Below are 16,201 nucleotides of genomic sequence, written 5' to 3' on the forward strand. Positions count from 1 at the left end.
TTGTGCGGAAGCGTGCTTGTCGGGCCCCGCGCGGCGGCGCGGACGGCCGTTGTGGTTCCGCCGTGTCTGGCGACGCGGATGCGGCGGGCGTGCGCCCGGCCGGTTCACGGAGACCGCCGGGCGTGTGCTGCGCGCGGCCATGGAAACGGGTAAGCCGTCAGTGCCGGGGCGGCAACGGCACGAATACCGGTGCTGCCAATCGACCTGCTCCACGGGAAGTGCCCGGGGGATGAGCGGAGCCGGCAGCAGGGGCATGCGTCGGCGTCTCCGCCGGGGAAGACGCCGGTCCCGGACCAGCGTGACGCGCCCGTGTCGTGCCGGGCGACGCCCGGCAGCGGACCGGCAGCCACCGCTGCAGCGGGGCGTCGTCCCCTCCCCCGCAGGCGCGGGGCTTCAGCCCCGCGTGTCGTGCTCGTGGTGGTATCGGGTGGCCTCGGCCACCTCGTTGCGCGAACCGAGGAACACCGGCACGCGCTGATGCAGCTGGGCGGGCTGGAGGTCGAGGATGCGTTCGCGGCCATTGGTGGCGGCGCCCCCGGCCTGCTCGACCAGCATCGCCATCGGGTTGGCCTCGTACATCAGCCGCAGCTTGCCGGCCTTGGACGGGTCCTTGTCATCCCAGGGATAGATGAAGATGCCGCCGCGGGTCAGGATGCGGTGCACGTCGGCAACCATCGAGGCGATCCAGCGCATGTTGAAATTCTTGCCGCGGGCGCCTTCCCTGCCGGCCAGGAGGTCGCGCACATAGCCCTGCATCGGCGCTTCCCAGTGCCGCTGGTTGGACATGTTGATGGCGAATTCCTGGGTATCGGCCGGCACCTGCATGCCGCGCTGGGTCAGCACGAACTCGCCGGTCTCGCGGTCCAGGGTGAAGGCGTGGGTACCGTGGCCGACGCTGAGCACCAGCATCGTGCTCGGTCCGTAGATGCAGTAGCCGGCGGCGACCTGGCGGTCGCCGGGCTGCAGGAAGTGTTCATCGCCGGGCTTGTCGACGCCGGCCGGCGCGCGCAGCACCGAGAAGATGGTGCCCACCGAGACGTTCACGTCGATGTTGGAGCTGCCGTCCAGCGGGTCGAACAGCAGCAGGAAGTCGCCGTGCGGGTACTCCGCCGGCACCGGCTGGCTGTGGTCCATCTCCTCCGATGCGCAGGCCGCCAGGTGGCCGCCCCAGGCATTGGCCTCGAGCAGGATCTCGTTGGAGATCACATCCAGCTTCTTCTGGGCCTCGCCCTGCACGTTGCCGGTACCGGCGTCGCCGAGCACCCCACCCAGGGCGCCCTTGCTCACCGCGATCGAGATGCTGGTGCAGGCGCGTGCGACCACCGCCACCAGCTGTCGCAGGTCGGCATTGATGCGCTGGGCGTGCTGTTCTTCGATCAGGAACCGGGTCAGCGACGTACGGGACATGGACAAGGACTACCTTCAGACGAAAGGAGCGCTATTGTCGCGGGTTGCCCGGATTTTTACGAGTTGAGGGACATCGTTTGTCCCCTCGCGGACGGCAAGGGTCATCGCGGTGTCGGTCCGGAGACGCCACGCACGCCATTCCCTGCCCCGCCTGGACGGTCCCGGACGGGCGCGCCTGCGCCCGGTTCCCGTGGCGCAGGCGCAAACAAAAAGCCCGGGACGGGCCCGGGCTTTCCGCTGGCGCTGTGGCGGGGATCAGCCGCGGCTGACCGCGCACACGGCCTTGGCGACGTAGTCCAGGTTGCCCTGGTTGAGCGCGGCCACGCAGATGCGGCCGGTGCCCACGGCATAGATGCCGTAGTCGTCACGCAGTGCATCCACCTGAGCCTTGCTCAGCCCCGAGTAGGAGAACATGCCGGCCTGCTCGCCGATGAAGCCGAACTGCGGCGCGCCCGCGGCGGCCAGCTTCTCGACCAGCCCACCGCGCAGGGTATGGATGCGCTCGCGCATCTCGGACAGTTCCTGCTCCCACACCGCGCGCAGTTCCGGGCTGGTGAGCACGCCGGAGACCAGGGCGGCACCGTGCGTGGACGGGCTGGAGTAGATCGTGCGGATCACGCGCTTGACCTGCGATTGCACGGCCTTGGCGTCGGTGGCGGTCGGCGCGACCATCGACAGCGCGCCCACGCGCTCGCCGTAGAGCGAGAACGACTTGGAGTACGAGTTGGCGACGACGAAGCTGTCGATGCCGGCGGCGGCGATGATGCGCACCGCGGCGCGGTCCTGCTCGATGCCCTTGTCGAAGCCCTGGTAGGCCATGTCGATGAAGGGGAACAGCTGGCGCTCCTTCAGCACCTCCGCGACCTGGCCCCATTGCGCGTCGCTGAGGTCGGCGCCGGTCGGGTTGTGGCAGCAGGCGTGCAACAGCACCACGGTGCCCGGCGCGAAGGTCTGCAGGTCGGCGAGCATGCCGTCGAAATCCACGCCGTGGGTCGCGGGATCGAAGTAGCGGTATTCACGCACCTCGAAGCCGGCCGCGCCGAACACCGCCCGGTGGTTCTCCCAGCTGGGGTTGCTCAGCGCCACGGTCGCGTGCGGCAGCAGCTTGCGCAGCACATCGGCGCCGACACGCAGCGCACCGCTGCCGCCGACGGTCTGCGAGGTGGCGACGCGGCCGGCGGCGACGAGCTCGGAGTCCTCGCCGAACACCAGCTTCTGGGTGGCCTGGGTGTAGGCCGGCAGGCCGTCGATCGGCAGGTAGCCGCGCGGCTTGGCCTCGGCGGCCAGCTGCTGCTCGATCTGCTTGACGGCGCGCAGCAGCGGAATGCGGCCGCCCTCGTCGTAGTAGATGCCGACGCCAAGGTTGACCTTGGTCGGGCGCGCGTCGGCGTTGTAAGCCTCGGTCAGACCCAGGATCGGGTCGCCAGGAACCTGTTCCACGTTTGCAAAGAAGGACACGGCGGTACTCGTTTCGGTGGCGGAGAGGGGCGTCGGAGGTGACCGGCACAGCGCGATCACGGACAGCTCACAATCGTAACAGGGCCGAAGGCCGATGGCGGTACGATTCCACACGCAACCGCCCTGCGCGCGCCGGCTTCACCGGCGATCGGGGATGATGCCGGCGTGGGGGCAGCCAGGTGGTGGGAACGATGATCGGATGGGGGGTGACGATGCTGGCGCTGGCCGGTCCAGCGGCCACCACGCTGGACAGCGTGCAGGTGCAGGCGGCGCGGGTGCGCGCCGTCGACGATGCGGACCTGCCGGCATCGATGACCACCCTCGACGTGGATGCGCAAGGCAATGGCCGCGGCGCCCTGGTGTCCGAGGCCCTGGCCGGGGTGCCCGGACTGCTGGCGCGGGAGCGCCAGAACCTGGCCCAGGACACGCAGCTGTCCATCCGCGGCGTCGGTGCGCGCTCCACCTTCGGTGTCCGCGGGGTACGCCTGCTGGTCGATGGCGTGCCGGCGACGATGCCCGATGGCCAGGGCCAGCTGTCGCACTTCAACCTGCTGGGGGCCGAACGCATCGAGGTGCTGCGCGGCCCGTTCTCGACGCTGTACGGCAATGCCTCCGGCGGCGTCGTGCAGCTGTGGAGCGGCGATGGCCGGGCGGGTGATCCGTGGCGGCTGCGCGCCGCCGTCGGTGGCAACGACAGCCACAGCCTCGGCCTGCAGCTCAAGGGCGCGACGCCGGCCCTGCGCTACAACGTGGCCGCCAACCATTACCGGACGCAGGGCTGGCGCGCGCACAGCGCGGCGCGGCGGGAATCGCTCAACGCCCGGTTCGGGATGGACCTGGGCCCGGAGCGGACGCTCGAGCTGGTGGTCAATGCCCTGGAGGCCCCCCATGCGCAGGATCCGCTGGGCCTGAGCCGCGAACAGGCCCAGGCCGCTCCGCGCCATGCGGCCGCCGTGGCCACTGCCTATGACACCCGCAAGTCGGTGCACCAGGCCCAGGCGGGGGCGGTCTACACCCAGCAACGCGACCAGCGGACCTGGCGGACGATGGCCTATGCCGGCCAGCGCACCGTGGAGCAGTACCTGGCGATTCCCCCGGCGGCGCAGGCCAGTCCACTGCATTCGGGCGGCGTCATCGGCCTCGACGGCGGCTATGGCGGGATCGATACCCGCTGGGCCTGGCAGGCGACGTTGGCCGGGCGGCCGCTGGAGCTGGTGCTCGGTGCCAATGCCGACCGCCAGCGGCAGCACCGTACCGGGTACGAGAACCACGTCGGCGAGGTGCTGGGCATCAAGGGCCGGCTGCGCCGCGACCAGCATGACCGGGTCGCCAATCTGGACCAGTTCGCGCAGGCCTGGTGGCGGATCGGGCCGCGCTGGTCGCTGTTGGCCGGGGCCCGCCACAGCCGGGTGCGCTTCCGTTCCGACGACCATTACATCGTCCCCGGCAATCCCGACGACAGTGGCCGCCGTGACTACACCGCGACCACGCCGGTCGCCGGCCTGGTGTTCCGTGCCAACGAGGTGCTGCGGCTGTACGCCTCGGCCGGCCGAGGCTTTGAAACGCCGACGTTCAACGAGCTGGGCTACCGCGCCGACGGGGGGGCCGGCCTGGCGCTCGACCTGGCGCCGGCGACCAGCCGCACGGTCGAGCTCGGCGGCAAGTGGCGCTTCCGCACCGGTGCCCGGCTCGATCTCGCGGTCTTCCGCGCCGATACCGAGGACGAACTCGCGGTGGCCACCAATCGCGGCGGCCGCAGCAGCTACCGCACCATCGGCGCGACCCGGCGCCAGGGCGTGGAGCTGGAATGGCGGCGTCCCCTGGGCGAGACCCAGGAACTGCAGCTTGCCTGGACCTGGCTGCAGGCCCGGGTGCGCGAGGCCTACCTGACCTGCACCGGGCTGCCCGCCCCATGCACCGTGCCGAGCGCCACGGTGGCGGCCGGCACGGCGCTGCCGGGGGTGCCGCGCCAGTACCTGCAGGCGCGCTGGCAGTGGCGGCCCGGTGCCTGGCAGCTGGCCGCCGAAGGCACGGCCTCCGCCGCCACCGTGGTCACCGATCTCGGTGACGCGCGTGCTCCTGGCTACGGCCTGCTGAACCTGGAGGCGGCCCGGCAGTGGTCCACCGCCCAGGGGGCCCTGCGGGTGTTTGCCCGCGTGGACAACCTGCTGGACCGCCGCTACATCGGTTCGGTCATCGTCAACGATGGCAATGGCCGCTACTTCGAACCCGGTCCCGACCGCACCTGGACGCTGGGCGTGCAATGGCAATGGGCGGTGCGCTGAGGCTGGCTGCCCTTGGGCCGCACCGCCGGCTCAGCCCGCCAGTACGGCTGCCTGGCGGGCGCGTCGTTCGATGCCGTCGCTGTCGCCGGCCTGCGCCAGGCCGGTGCCGGTCAGCCAGTCCGCGCCTACGCAGAGCACGTTGGGCAGGTGCAGGAACGGCCGCGCGTGGTCGGCTGCGGCCAGCCCCCCGGGGCGGAAACACACGCCGTCGAATGCCTGCGCCCAGGCCGACAGGATCGGGATGCCGGTGGCCGCGTCGGTCGCGGCGAAAGCGAAGGTGTCGGCTCCCCGTTCCAGCCCGCGCATCAGCTCGGCGGTGGTGGCCACGCCGGGCAGGAACGGCAGGTCGGCCCCGTGTGCGGCGGCATGCAGCCGGTCGTCGGCGCCGGGCGCGACCGCGTAGCGACAGCCTGCGACGCGTGCGCGCTCCATCTGCGCGGCATCGGCCACATCGGCCGCGCCGACGACCGCATCGGGAACCGCGGCGATGATCGCCGCGGCCGCCTCCAGCGCGTTGGCGGCGCGCAGGGACACTTCGATCACCGGCAGTCCGCCGCGGAACAGGGCCTGCGCCACGCGTACCGCGTCATCGATGCCGTCCGGAGCGAATGCCGGGATGACCGGTGCCAGGCGCAGCATCGCGCGCAGGCGCGGGTCAGCCGCGGTCATCGCCTGCGTCCTCGCATTCCACCGTCATCGAGCGGGATGCGGGGCGATACCAGTCCGGGCGGTTCGGTTCGGGGACAAACACGGTGCACTGCTCCATCGGGCGCTGGTAGACATGCAGCGATACCGCGATGTCGGTGGCGCTGGGGTTGTGCAGCACATGGTACTCGTCCGGCGGGATCAGGTTGCCGGCACTGCCGCGCTGGGCAGTCAGGGCCGGCAGCGGCACCAGGTGGCAGGCCTCGGGCGTGCGTGCCAGCAACCGGTAGGGCGTGATCTGCAGGGTGCCCTGCCAGATGCCCTCCACGCACCACAGGCCGTCGTGATCGTGCAGCGGCGTGTGCTGTCCCGGCCCCCAGGTCATGGCGACGACGCTGTAGCCGTGGCGCGCGCTGCGGCACAGTTCGCGCCGTGCATAGTGGTCGGCCACCGGCCTGTGCACCTGCGCGGGCAGGCGGATGGCCGGGTCGGCCATGGCCCGCAGCAGTGCCCGCTCGACCTGCGCCACCGTGGTGGCGGTCTCCGGCATCGCCATTGCCGCGTCGATGGCCGCCAACAGCCGCTCACGGCCACTGAAACCGGTGAAACCGGTGAAACCTTCGGTACCTGCACTCATGGCGCCAGTGTTGCGGACGGCGGGTGAACATGCGGTGGCGGCGCCCGTCGATGCCCCGCCGGCACCCGGCTGGTAGCATGTCCACCCCCGAAATCCAGGCGCCGTTCCCATGGCCGACTCCAAAAACCCGTCCGTCACCCAGGCCCAGGCCGAGGAAGCCGTGCGCACCCTGCTGCGCTGGGCCGGCGAAGACCCCGCGCGCGAGGGCCTGCTGGACACCCCGCGCCGGGTGGCCGAAGCCTATGGCGACTGGTTCAAGGGCTATCGCGAGGATCCCCGCGAGTACCTGGAGCGCACCTTCGAGGAGGTGGCCGGCTACGACGAGATGATCGTGCTGCGCGACATCGAGTACGAAAGCCACTGCGAGCACCACATGGCGCCGATCATCGGCCGGGTGCATGTGGGCTATGTCCCCAGCGGCCGGGTCGTGGGCATCTCCAAGCTGGCGCGGGTGGTCGAGGCCTATGCCCGGCGCTTCCAGGTGCAGGAAAAGATGACGGCGCAGATCGCCCACTGCATCCAGAGCGTGCTGCAGCCGCTGGGCGTGGGCGTGGTGGTCGAAGGCTCGCACGAGTGCATGACGACCCGCGGCATCCACAAGCGCGGTGTCAGCATGGTGACCTCCAGCATGCGCGGCAGTTTCCACGACGACGCCCGCACCCGCGCCGAGTTCCTGCGCTTCATCGAAGTCGGCCAGGCACGGCGCTGAGGACGCGCGGCAGGGCCTGGCCCTGCCCGCTCCGGGCGTCCGCGCCCGGCGGGCGCTGGCGTACGGAGTGCCGGCCCGCCATGCTTTGCCCGTACCGGCCATGCGCGCCGGCAACCTGGAGAAAGCGATGCATCTTGTCGAACTGGTCGCCCTGCTCGCGGTGGTCCAGTACTTGTTCTTCGCCGTCCTGGTCGGGCGCGCGCGTGGCCACTATGGCGTCAAGGCACCGGCGGTCAACGGCCATGAAGGCTTCGAGCGCATCTACCGGGTGCAGATGAATACCCTGGAGCTGCTGGTCGCCCTGCTGCCGGCGTTGTTCATCGCCGCCCGTTTCTGGCCGGCGGCCTGGGTGGCCGGGGTCGGTGCCCTCTACCTGCTCGGCCGCTTCGTGTACTGGCGGGCCTACGTGGACGTGCCTTCACGGCGGGGGCTGGGCTTCGCCCTGTCGATGGTGCCGGTGCTGGCGCTGCTGGCGATGGCCCTGGCGGGGGCCGTGCTGCGCTAGGCGCCGGGCATCGCATCCAGCCCCCGGCATGACCGGGGGCGCCGGTGCCGTCAGCGCGCCGAGAAGCCGCCGTCCACCAGGTGGTAGCTGCCGGTGATGAATGCCGCCTGCTCGGAAAGCAGGAAGCAGGTCAGGGCGGCGACCTCCTCGGCGGTGCCCAGGCGTCCGGCCGGGTGCAGGCCGACCAGGCCGTCGTAGGCGCCGCGGTCCATGCCGGCCAGCAGCGGCGTGTCGATGAACCCGGGACCGACGGCGTTGACGCGCAGGCCCCGCGCGGAATATTCCAGTGCCGCCGTCTTGGTCATGCCGATCACGGCGTGCTTGGCCGCGACATAGGCGGTCGATCCGGCCCAGCCGTTGTTGCCCAGGATCGAGGCCATGTTGACGATGGCGCCGCCGCCACTGGCCAGGATCGCCGGGATCTCGTACTTCATCGAATGGAAGACGCCGTGCAGGTTCACGTCCAGCACCCGGTGCCATTCCTCCAGCGGGTAGTCCGCGGTTGCCAGGCTGGCGCCGCCGATCCCGGCGTTGTTGACCGCCAGGTGCAGGCCGCCGTGCTCGGCGACGACGGCATCGACCAGGTGCTTGACCGCATCCGCATCGCCCACGTCCAGCTGCCGTGCGCTGGCATTGGTGCCAAGGGTGGTGGCCAGGGCTTCGGCGGCCTTGCGGTTCAGGTCGGCGACGACGACCCGCGCGCCGCTGGCCGCCAGTTGCCGGGCCACGGCTTCGCCGATGCCGGATGCGGCACCGGTGACGAGGGCGGTCTTTCCGGAAAAATCCAGGTGCATGGTGAGGTCTCCAGGGCAGCCAGGGAGGGCCGCCGCGCCGACCATGATGCGCACCCCGCGTGTCGCCGGCGTTGCGCTGGATCAAACCGCCCACCGCGGTTCAGGTGGCGAAGGTGTCCCAGGCCATGCGCGTGATCAGCACCACCACCAGCGCCAGGAACAGCTTCCGGATCAGGGGCGTGCCGCCGCGCAAGGCCAGCCGCGTGCCGGTCACCGAGCCGGCGATATTGGTGGACAGGTTGACCACCTTGGAGGCCGCCGAGGCGCGCAGGAAATCCAGGCCGAAGAAACGGATGAACAGGAAAATCAGGAAGCTGCCGGTACCCGGGCCGAAGAAGCCGTCGTAGAAGCCGATCACCGCCCCCATCGCCAGTGCGATGGCGAGTTCGCGGCGGCCGACGACGCGCGGCTGGTGCAGTGCGCCGAAGTCGCGCTTTGCCAGGGTATAGCCGAGCATCACGATCAGCAGCACCAGCACCAGCGGGCGTACCGCGTCCTTGGACAGCAGGCTGACCGCAGTGGCGCCGAGGAAGGCGGAGAGGAAGGCGGCAGCGGCTGCCAGCAGCACCGGGCGCCACGGAAACCGGACCGAGCGCGCGTAGCGCCAGGCCGCGGCACCGGTCCCGAAGACCGAGCTCAGCTTGTTGCTGCCGAGCAGGGCGGCCGGCGTATGCTGCGGCAGGAGCGTGAACAGGCCCGGCACCTGGATCAGGCCGCCTCCGCCCACCGCAGCGTCCACCAGCCCGGCCAGGAAGGCGACGATGAGCAGCCAGGGCAGCTCGGGAGGCAGGAATTCCAGCATGGTCGCGGGGAGCGGTGGGCGCGACAGCATACGCCTGCATGGCTGGCGGCAACGTGTGCGCCGATGGAACAATGCGCGCATGCAGATCCTTCCGGCCTCCCCCTGCCCCTGCGGCTCCGGTTCCGCCTATGAAAAGTGCTGCGCGCGCTGGCATGCGGGCGCTGCGGCGCCCGACGCCGAAGCGTTGATGCGCTCGCGCTACAGCGCCTATGTCGTGGGCGATGCCGCATACCTGCGGGCCACCTGGCACATCACGACCCGCCCGGGCACGCTCGAGCTGGAGGACCCCGCCGGCCCGCGCACGCATTGGCTGGGCCTGGAGGTGAAGGCGCACCGGGCCACCGGCGAAGACACCGCGGAAGTACGGTTCGTCGCCCGCTACCGCGTCGGTGGCGGCCGCGCCGTGCGTCTGCAGGAGCACAGCCGCTTTGTCCGCGAGCAGGGCCGCTGGTACTACCTGGACGCCATCGGCTGACTCCCGGCGCGCCATGACACCGCGCTAACCGCGGGGGACTAAGCTGGCAGGCATGCAGATCTCCAGCGCCGCCTTGCTGAAAGCCTCCAGCGCTGCGACCACGCCACCCACGTTGGCGGAGCGGTACCGCGCCGTGCGCCAGGCCAGCCTGGCGCTGGCCGCGCCGCTCAGTGCCGAGGATGCGATGCTGCAGAGCCTGCCCGACGCCAGCCCGGCCAAGTGGCATCTGGCCCATACCAGCTGGTTCTTCGAGCACTTCGTACTCGGGACGCAGCCGGGCCATCAGCCGTTGCAGCCGGACTGGCAGGTGCTGTTCAACAGCTATTACCAGAGCATCGGCCCGGCCCATGCGCGCGCGCAGCGCGGCCTGCTCTCGCGGCCGACCCTGGCCCAGGTGCTGGAATACCGCGCCCAGGTCGACCAGCGCATCGGCGACTGCCTGCGTGCCGGCCACCTGGACGCAGTGGCCCGGCAGCACCTGCTGCTGGGCCTGCAGCATGAGCAGCAGCACCAGGAACTGCTGCTCACCGACCTCAAGCACGCGCTGTGGAGCAACCCGCTGCAACCGGCCTACCGCGACGACCTGCCGTTGCCCACCCCGACGCCGGCGGCCGGGGCCGCGGTCTGGATCGAGCACCCGGAGCGCATCGTCGAGATCGGTGCGCCGGCCTGGCCGGCCCACGCACGCTTCGCCTACGACAACGAATCGCCGCGGCACCGGGTGCTGGTGCCCGCGCATGCGCTGGCCGACCGCCCGTTGAGCAACGCCGAGTTCCGCGCCTTCATCGACGATGGCGGCTACCGCGATCCGCTGCTGTGGATGAGCGAAGGCTGGGCCCGGGTGCAGGCGGAGTGCTGGAGCCACCCGCTGTACTGGGACCCGGCGCTGGAGCGTGAATACACCCTGGGGGGATGGCGTGCGCTGGATCCGGACGCGCCGGTCTGCCATCTCAGCTGGTTCGAAGCCGATGCCTGCGCACGTTGGGCCGGGGCGCGGCTGCCGGGCGAGTTCGAGTGGGAAGCGACCGCGGCCGCCTGCCCGGCCGCCGGGAACTTCGCCGATGCCGGGCTGCTGCATCCGGTGGCGCAGCCGTCCCTCGGTGCCGGTGCGCCACGGCAGTTGTTCGGCGACGTCTGGGAGTGGACCGCCAGCGCCTACGGCGCCTATCCGGGGTTCCGTCCCCTGGCAGGCAGCGCGGCCGAGTACAACGGCAAGTTCATGTGTGGCCAGTACGTGCTGCGTGGCGGCAGCTGCGCCACGCCCGCAGGCCATGTGCGGGCCAGCTACCGCAACTTCTTTCCACCTGCGGCACGTTGGCAGTTTTCAGGGCTGCGCCTGGCCCGGGACCTGTGATGGCGGCGCCGGAGCCGACGCTGGTCGACCGGCGTCCGGGTCCTGCGGAGATCACCGCCGACGTGCTCGCCGGCCTGTCCATGCGCCCGCGTTCGCTGCCGTCCAAGTACTTCTACGATGCCCGCGGCTCGACGCTGTTCGAGGCCATTACCCGTCAGCCCGAGTACTACCTGACCGGCGCCGAGCATGCCCTGCTGCGGGCGACGCTGCCGCGGATCGCCGCCCGCGTGGGCCCGCAGGCGCGGGTGGTCGAATACGGCAGCGGCAGCGGCCGCAAGACCGGCCTGCTGCTGCGCGCGCTGGACGATGCGGTCGCCTATACGCCGGTGGAGATATCGCGGACCGCACTGCTGGACAGCGTCCGGGCGCTTGCCGGCGATTTCCCGACGGTCGAGATGCTGCCGGTCTGCGCCGACTTCACCGTCCTGCCGCCGTTGCCGGCGCCCCGGCGTGCGGCCGGGCGCACGCTGTTCTTCTTTCCGGGCTCGACCCTGGGCAACTTCACCGGGCGCGCGGCCGTGGCCCTCCTGGAGGGCATGCGCGCGGCGATGGCGCCGCAGGGCATGGCACTGATCGGTATCGACCTGGACAAGGATCCGGCGACCATCGAGGCGGCCTACAACGATGCCGCGGGCGTCACCGCCGCGTTCACCCTCAATCTCCTGGCCCGCCTGAACCGCGAGATCGGCAGCGACTTCGACCTGTCCGGGTTCGCCCACCGTGCGCGCTATGCCAGGGCCGCACAGCGGATCGAGACCTGTCTTGTGAGCCAACGTGCCCAACGGGTGCATGTGGGCGGGCAGGCATTCGATTTCGTGCGTGGCCAGGCCATCCGCGTGGAATACAGCCACAAATACGACGATGCCGGCTTCGCCGCGATGGCCTCCGCCGCCGGGCTGCGCGTGAGCGGCGCCTGGGATGCGCCGCGGCGGATGTTCGGGCTGCGGCTGCTGCAACCGCTCTGAGGCACACGACGCCGGTGGCCGCGCCACTTATCATTCCCGCGTTTCCGGCGGGGCCGGTGCAAGGAGGTGGTGCATGATGTCGATCCGGATCCTGCCGCTGCTGGCCCTGGCCTGCGGACTCGCCGCGGTGCCGTCGGCGAAGGCGGCGCTCGCCGACTTCGGCCGCTGCGGAACCGGCCTGCGCGAAGCCGCCCTGGCGCAGGGAGGGCAGCCCGAACGTCTCGACCGGGTATTCGCCGACGTGGTGCCGGACATGAGCGTGCTTTCGCTGCTCGATGCCCAGCCGGAGTTCAAGACGCCGATCTGGGACTACCTGGCGGCCCTGGTGGATACGCAGCGCGTGGACGACGGCCGCGCGCGGCTGGCTGCCCACCGTCCGCTGCTCGATGGCATCGCCGCACAGTACGGCGTCGACCCCTTCACCGTGGTCGCGGTCTGGGGCGTGGAGAGCGACTACGGCCGCATCACCGGCAAGCGTCCCCTGCTGCAGTCGCTGGCCACCCTGGCCTGCAACGGACGCCGGCAGGCGTTCTTCCGCAGCGAACTGCTGGCCCTGCTCAAGCTGATCGACAACGGTGACCTGGCGGCCGAGGGCCTGGTCGGGTCCTGGGCGGGCGCATTCGGCCAGACCCAGTTCATGCCCTCCACCTATGCACGCATCGCGGTGGACGGTGACGGTGACGGGCGCCGTGACCTGGTCGCCAGCGTGCCCGACGCACTGGCGTCCACCGCCAACTACCTCAAGCGGTCGGGCTGGCGCAGCGGCCAGCCCTGGGGAGTGGAGGTACGGATTCCCGCCGGCTTCGACGCCGCACAGGCCGGGCGCGGCAAGCGACGGCCGTTGGCGGCCTGGCGTACCGCCGGCGTCACCCGGGCGGATGGCGGCGCGTTGCAGGTGGCGGCGATCAGCGACGACAGCCCGGCTGCGCTGCTGCTGCCGGCGGGCGCGGCCGGTCCGGCCTTTCTGGTGTTCCGCAACTACGATGCGATCTATTCCTACAACGCAGCCGAGAGCTATGCCCTTGCCATTGCGACCCTCGCCGATCGCCTGCGTGGCGGCAACGGGTTGGTCGCCGCGTGGCCCACGGACGATCCCGGCCTCGGCCGTGCCGAGCGCCGCGAACTGCAGGCACTGCTGAGCGCGCGCGGGCATGACATCGGCGCCATCGATGGCCTGATCGGCGATGCTACCCGGCGCGCGCTGCGGACCGAACAGCAACGGCTGGGCTGGCCCAGCGCCGACGGGCGTGCCGGCACGCGGATCCTGCAGGCCCTGCGCGATGCCGCGCCGGCCTCTCCCGCCCCGGAACGGTGAGCCCCGGGCGGATCCATCCATAAACAGAGGAAGCGACGTGTCGATGAAGGATGTGGAGGGCCTGAGCCTGGGCGAGCTGGACGGATTCAGCGTGTGGCGGGTGACGACGCCGTTCTCGACCGCGGCCATCAGCCTGTTCGGCGGGCAACTGCTGTCGTTCGCTCCCCGGACTGGCGATGAAGTGATGTGGTTGTCGCCCGCAGCCAAGCCGCCGCCGACCCCGATCCGGGGCGGGACGCCCGTGTGCTGGCCGTACTTTGCCCGCCAGGGCCAGGCACACGACGCGCCCTCGCACGGTTTCGTGCGGACACTCCCCTGGGAGCTGCGCGAGGCGCAGCGGGACGCCGACGGCAGCATGCGGCTGCGGCTGGCGCCGCCGGTGATCGCCGGCCTTTCCCTGCACCTGGTCATGAGCCTGTACGTCGGCCGCACGCTGGAACAGGAACTGCTCACCGAGAACGTCGGTCGCCGGCCGGTCCACCTCACCCAGGCACTGCACAACTATTTCCGTGTCGGCGATGCGCTCGCGACGACCGTGGAAGGACTGGAGGGGCTCACCTACCTGGACAAGCTCGACGGTGGCCGGGCGCATGTCCAGCAGGGAACCTGGCGCCTGGACGATCCCCGCGATCCTGGGCGATGCGACCGCATCTATACCGGCGCCGGTGGCCACTACGTCCTGCGCGATCCGGTACTGGGCCGGCGCATCGCCATCCGGACGCAGGGCAGCCGCAGCGCGGTACTCTGGAACCCGGGCGAGGCCGCGGCACGGGCGATCGCCGACATCGGCGCGGGCTGGCGCGACTATCTCTGCGTCGAGGCCGGCAATGTCGGTCCGGACGAGGTCGTGCTGGCGCCGGGAGCGCGCCACTGCCTGCGGCAGGAATTCCGGGTCGAGCCGCTGTAGCGGGAAGGCGCGCACCCTGCCCTGTGCCGCGCTTCCGGCGTGTGTCCGGAAGGGCGGGTCAGGAGCCGCGGCGGTGCAGCGCCAATAGGGTCAGCACGCCGGCGACCAGACCCCAGAACGCCGAGCCGATGCCCGCCATCGACAACCCCGATGCCGTCACCAGGAAGGTGACCAGTGCCGGCTCGCGCTCGCCCTCCTCCCTCAGCGCCACCGCCAGGCTGTTGCCGATCGTGCCGAACAGGGCGATACCGGCCAGGGCTGCGATCAGCTCCTTCGGGAAGGCCGAGAACACGGCCGCCACGGTCGCGCCGAACAGGCCGACGACGATGTAGAACACACCGGCGCTCACGGCGGCGGTGTAGCGGCGTGCGGCCTCTTCATCGACATCGCGGCCCATGCAGATGGCCGCGGTGATCGCGGCAAGGTTCAGCGCGTAGCCACCGAAGGGCGCCAGCGCCGCGTTGACGGCGCCGATCCAGCCGATCACCGGCGATATCGGTGCGTCGTAGCCGGATGCCTTCAGCACCGCCACGCCGGGAACGTTCTGCGAAGCCATGGTCACGATGAACAACGGCAGCGCGATGCCGAAGACCGCCGCCCATGACAGCGTCGGCAGGGTGAACACCGGGCGTGCCAGCTGCAGCGTCACCTGCTCCAGGTGCATCAGTCCCTGGCCCGCGGCGAGCGCGGCGCCCACCAGCAGGGTCGCGATCACCGCATAGCGCGGGAGCAGGCGCCGTCCAGCCAGGTAGGTGGCGAACATCGCCAGCACCAGCAGCGGCTGCGTGCCGACCGAAACGAAGACGTCCAGGCCGAACCGCAGCAGCACGCCGGCCAGCATGCCCGAGGCCAGCGAGACCGGAATGCGGCGCATGGCCTTCTCGAATACGCCGGAGAAGCCGGCCAGCATGCCCATCAGCGCGGCCAGCACGAACGCACCGATCGCATCGGAAAGCGGCAACGTCGTGGCACCCACCACCAGCATCGCCGCGCCGGGGGTGGACCAGGCGGTGACCACCGGCACGCGGTAGCGCAGCGACAGGCCGATGCAGGTCACGCCCATGCCGATGCCGAGCGCCCACATCCATGAAGCGATTTCCGCCTGTCCGGCTCCCAGCGCCTGGGCCGCCTGGAATACGATCACCGCCGAACTGGCGAAGCCGACCAGCACCGTGATGAAGCCGGCGACGATGGCGGGCAGCGAAAGGTCGCGGAACAGCGAGCGCGGTGTGGAGTCGATCATCGTGAAGGTGGGCCTGTGGGGTCACGCATTGTGGCCCAGCCCCGTCGCCGGCGCTGACGGGCTGGACACGTGCCGGCGATGGGAGCGCAATGCGCTCGACCGCATGCGGGAGTGCTGGTGGCTGGCCTTCCTGCATATGCCGCCGGTGGACGGCTGTTCCGGATGCCCCCGGCATGGAGCCTGGGAGGGCCAGGGGCAGCGGCATGTCAGGGAAGACGGCATGCGATCGAGGCGCAGGGAGATCGCATGCCGCGGCCCGGCGCCCCGCCCGGCTGCGTTCTAAGGGCGGCGCGGCGGGTGTCGCCCAAGGCCGCGTCCCCCTGTGGGAATGGCCCCCGGCAAGGCGGACATGCGATCGGATGCAGAAAGTGATTGCACATTTCACAAAGATGTCTAGAATGCGCCCCTTCGCTTCAGGGCGCCGCATCCGCGGCAAGGCTTCACCCTAATGCGGGAGGTTTCCGGTCCGCCAAGAAGGTGTTGACGTACCGGTAAAGGCTGCCATAATAGGCGGCTCGCTTCGACGGGAAGCCCTTGTGGGCGGGTTGGAGCGGCGGAGTTGGCGCCCTGCAGAGGTGTTGACGAAGCGTAAGGGCTGGCTATAATGGGCGGCTCGCTCCAGCGGAAACGCGGGGCAGGTGGAAGAAGGCGTTGAGGCCGATTCCCGGGTTCTTTGAAAGTATGCGCAGGTATCTTGTGA

General features: G+C 70.7%; 15 protein-coding genes. 8 read left to right on the plus strand and 7 right to left on the minus strand.

The window, feature by feature from the left end:
- Positions 1–393: 393 nt before the first annotated feature.
- Together K5L01_RS09485 and K5L01_RS09490 are read right to left on the minus strand one after the other, a co-directional pair.
- Positions 394–1,407, minus strand: coding sequence for a class 1 fructose-bisphosphatase (locus K5L01_RS09485; protein WP_250064128.1), 1,014 nt, complete (start codon positions 1,405–1,407; stop codon positions 394–396).
- Between the two features lie 255 nt (positions 1,408–1,662).
- Positions 1,663–2,865, minus strand: coding sequence for an amino acid aminotransferase (locus K5L01_RS09490; protein ID WP_250064129.1), 1,203 nt, complete (start codon positions 2,863–2,865; stop codon positions 1,663–1,665).
- A gap of 191 nt (positions 2,866–3,056) precedes the next feature.
- On the opposite strand from K5L01_RS09490, the gene K5L01_RS09495 reads away from it, so the two are divergent.
- Positions 3,057–5,150, plus strand: coding sequence for a TonB-dependent receptor family protein (locus K5L01_RS09495; RefSeq protein WP_336254101.1), 2,094 nt, complete (start codon positions 3,057–3,059; stop codon positions 5,148–5,150).
- A 30-nt stretch (positions 5,151–5,180) separates the two neighbouring features.
- Here K5L01_RS09495 and K5L01_RS09500 read toward each other — a convergent pair whose 3' ends face one another.
- Together K5L01_RS09500 and K5L01_RS09505 are read right to left on the minus strand one after the other, a co-directional pair.
- Positions 5,181–5,819, minus strand: coding sequence for a keto-hydroxyglutarate-aldolase/keto-deoxy-phosphogluconate aldolase (locus K5L01_RS09500; RefSeq protein ID WP_250064130.1), 639 nt, complete (start codon positions 5,817–5,819; stop codon positions 5,181–5,183).
- Entirely contained in the window at positions 5,806–6,432 is a 627-nt protein-coding gene (locus K5L01_RS09505) for a cysteine dioxygenase family protein (RefSeq protein ID WP_250064131.1), read from the minus strand. The genes K5L01_RS09500 and K5L01_RS09505 overlap by 14 nt, the downstream gene beginning before the upstream one ends.
- Before the next feature lie 109 nt (positions 6,433–6,541).
- Between K5L01_RS09505 and folE the strand changes: the two genes are divergently transcribed.
- Both folE and K5L01_RS09515 read left to right on the plus strand, forming a co-directional pair.
- Entirely contained in the window at positions 6,542–7,141 is a 600-nt protein-coding gene (gene folE / locus K5L01_RS09510) for a GTP cyclohydrolase I FolE (RefSeq protein WP_250064132.1), read from the plus strand.
- A gap of 127 nt (positions 7,142–7,268) precedes the next feature.
- Positions 7,269–7,646 carry an MAPEG family protein gene (locus K5L01_RS09515; RefSeq protein ID WP_250064133.1) on the plus strand — a complete coding sequence of 126 codons (378 nt, stop codon included), beginning with the start codon at positions 7,269–7,271 and terminating at the stop codon, positions 7,644–7,646.
- A gap of 50 nt (positions 7,647–7,696) precedes the next feature.
- Here K5L01_RS09515 and K5L01_RS09520 read toward each other — a convergent pair whose 3' ends face one another.
- Together K5L01_RS09520 and K5L01_RS09525 are read right to left on the minus strand one after the other, a co-directional pair.
- Positions 7,697–8,440 (minus strand): SDR family NAD(P)-dependent oxidoreductase, encoded by a 744-nt coding sequence (locus K5L01_RS09520; RefSeq protein ID WP_250064134.1) that lies wholly within the window; start codon positions 8,438–8,440, stop codon positions 7,697–7,699.
- 100 nt (positions 8,441–8,540) lie between these two features.
- Positions 8,541–9,242, minus strand: a complete 702-nt coding sequence (locus K5L01_RS09525) for a sulfite exporter TauE/SafE family protein (RefSeq protein ID WP_250064135.1) — start codon at positions 9,240–9,242, stop codon at positions 8,541–8,543.
- A 79-nt stretch (positions 9,243–9,321) separates the two neighbouring features.
- Between K5L01_RS09525 and K5L01_RS09530 the strand changes: the two genes are divergently transcribed.
- The 5 genes from K5L01_RS09530 (at position 9,322) to K5L01_RS09550 (ending at position 14,258) form a co-directional block, all read left to right on the plus strand.
- Positions 9,322–9,717, plus strand: coding sequence for a YchJ family protein (locus tag K5L01_RS09530; RefSeq protein ID WP_250064136.1), 396 nt, complete (start codon positions 9,322–9,324; stop codon positions 9,715–9,717).
- A 76-nt stretch (positions 9,718–9,793) separates the two neighbouring features.
- On the plus strand, positions 9,794–11,071 hold the full coding sequence (egtB, locus tag K5L01_RS09535; RefSeq protein WP_425603875.1) for an ergothioneine biosynthesis protein EgtB: 1,278 nt from the start codon (positions 9,794–9,796) through the stop codon (positions 11,069–11,071).
- The gene (gene egtD / locus K5L01_RS09540; protein WP_250064138.1) at positions 11,071–12,036 is read left to right on the plus strand and encodes an L-histidine N(alpha)-methyltransferase; all 966 of its coding nucleotides are present in this window, start codon (positions 11,071–11,073) and stop codon (positions 12,034–12,036) included. Before egtB ends, egtD begins: the two co-directional genes overlap by 1 nt.
- 82 nt (positions 12,037–12,118) lie before the next feature.
- Positions 12,119–13,351, plus strand: a complete 1,233-nt coding sequence (locus tag K5L01_RS09545; protein WP_250064165.1) for a lytic murein transglycosylase — start codon at positions 12,119–12,121, stop codon at positions 13,349–13,351.
- 43 nt (positions 13,352–13,394) lie between these two features.
- The gene (locus tag K5L01_RS09550) at positions 13,395–14,258 is read left to right on the plus strand and encodes a D-hexose-6-phosphate mutarotase (RefSeq protein ID WP_250064166.1); all 864 of its coding nucleotides are present in this window, start codon (positions 13,395–13,397) and stop codon (positions 14,256–14,258) included.
- A gap of 58 nt (positions 14,259–14,316) precedes the next feature.
- Here K5L01_RS09550 and K5L01_RS09555 read toward each other — a convergent pair whose 3' ends face one another.
- A complete protein-coding gene (locus K5L01_RS09555; RefSeq protein WP_250064139.1) occupies positions 14,317–15,501 on the minus strand; it encodes a benzoate/H(+) symporter BenE family transporter in 1,185 nt (394 codons plus the stop codon).
- Positions 15,502–16,201: the final 700 nt, after the last annotated feature.

The organism is Stenotrophomonas mori (assembly GCF_023556335.1).
Taxonomy (GTDB): domain Bacteria; phylum Pseudomonadota; class Gammaproteobacteria; order Xanthomonadales; family Xanthomonadaceae; genus Stenotrophomonas; species Stenotrophomonas mori.

What these genes read in the sequence shown, in the direction of transcription:
- K5L01_RS09485 (WP_250064128.1), bottom strand. Translation starts at nt 1,407, where the DNA reads ATGTCCCGTACGTCGCTGACCCGGTTCCTGATCGAAGAACAGCACGCC.
- K5L01_RS09495 (WP_336254101.1), top strand. Translation starts at nt 3,057, where the DNA reads ATGATCGGATGGGGGGTGACGATGCTGGCGCTGGCCGGTCCAGCGGCC.
- K5L01_RS09500 (WP_250064130.1), bottom strand. Translation starts at nt 5,819, where the DNA reads ATGACCGCGGCTGACCCGCGCCTGCGCGCGATGCTGCGCCTGGCACCG.
- K5L01_RS09505 (WP_250064131.1), bottom strand. Translation starts at nt 6,432, where the DNA reads ATGAGTGCAGGTACCGAAGGTTTCACCGGTTTCACCGGTTTCAGTGGC.
- folE (WP_250064132.1), top strand. Translation starts at nt 6,542, where the DNA reads ATGGCCGACTCCAAAAACCCGTCCGTCACCCAGGCCCAGGCCGAGGAA.
- K5L01_RS09515 (WP_250064133.1), top strand. Translation starts at nt 7,269, where the DNA reads ATGCATCTTGTCGAACTGGTCGCCCTGCTCGCGGTGGTCCAGTACTTG.
- K5L01_RS09520 (WP_250064134.1), bottom strand. Translation starts at nt 8,440, where the DNA reads ATGCACCTGGATTTTTCCGGAAAGACCGCCCTCGTCACCGGTGCCGCA.
- K5L01_RS09525 (WP_250064135.1), bottom strand. Translation starts at nt 9,242, where the DNA reads ATGCTGGAATTCCTGCCTCCCGAGCTGCCCTGGCTGCTCATCGTCGCC.
- K5L01_RS09530 (WP_250064136.1), top strand. Translation starts at nt 9,322, where the DNA reads ATGCAGATCCTTCCGGCCTCCCCCTGCCCCTGCGGCTCCGGTTCCGCC.
- egtD (WP_250064138.1), top strand. Translation starts at nt 11,071, where the DNA reads ATGGCGGCGCCGGAGCCGACGCTGGTCGACCGGCGTCCGGGTCCTGCG.
- K5L01_RS09550 (WP_250064166.1), top strand. Translation starts at nt 13,395, where the DNA reads ATGAAGGATGTGGAGGGCCTGAGCCTGGGCGAGCTGGACGGATTCAGC.
- K5L01_RS09555 (WP_250064139.1), bottom strand. Translation starts at nt 15,501, where the DNA reads ATGATCGACTCCACACCGCGCTCGCTGTTCCGCGACCTTTCGCTGCCC.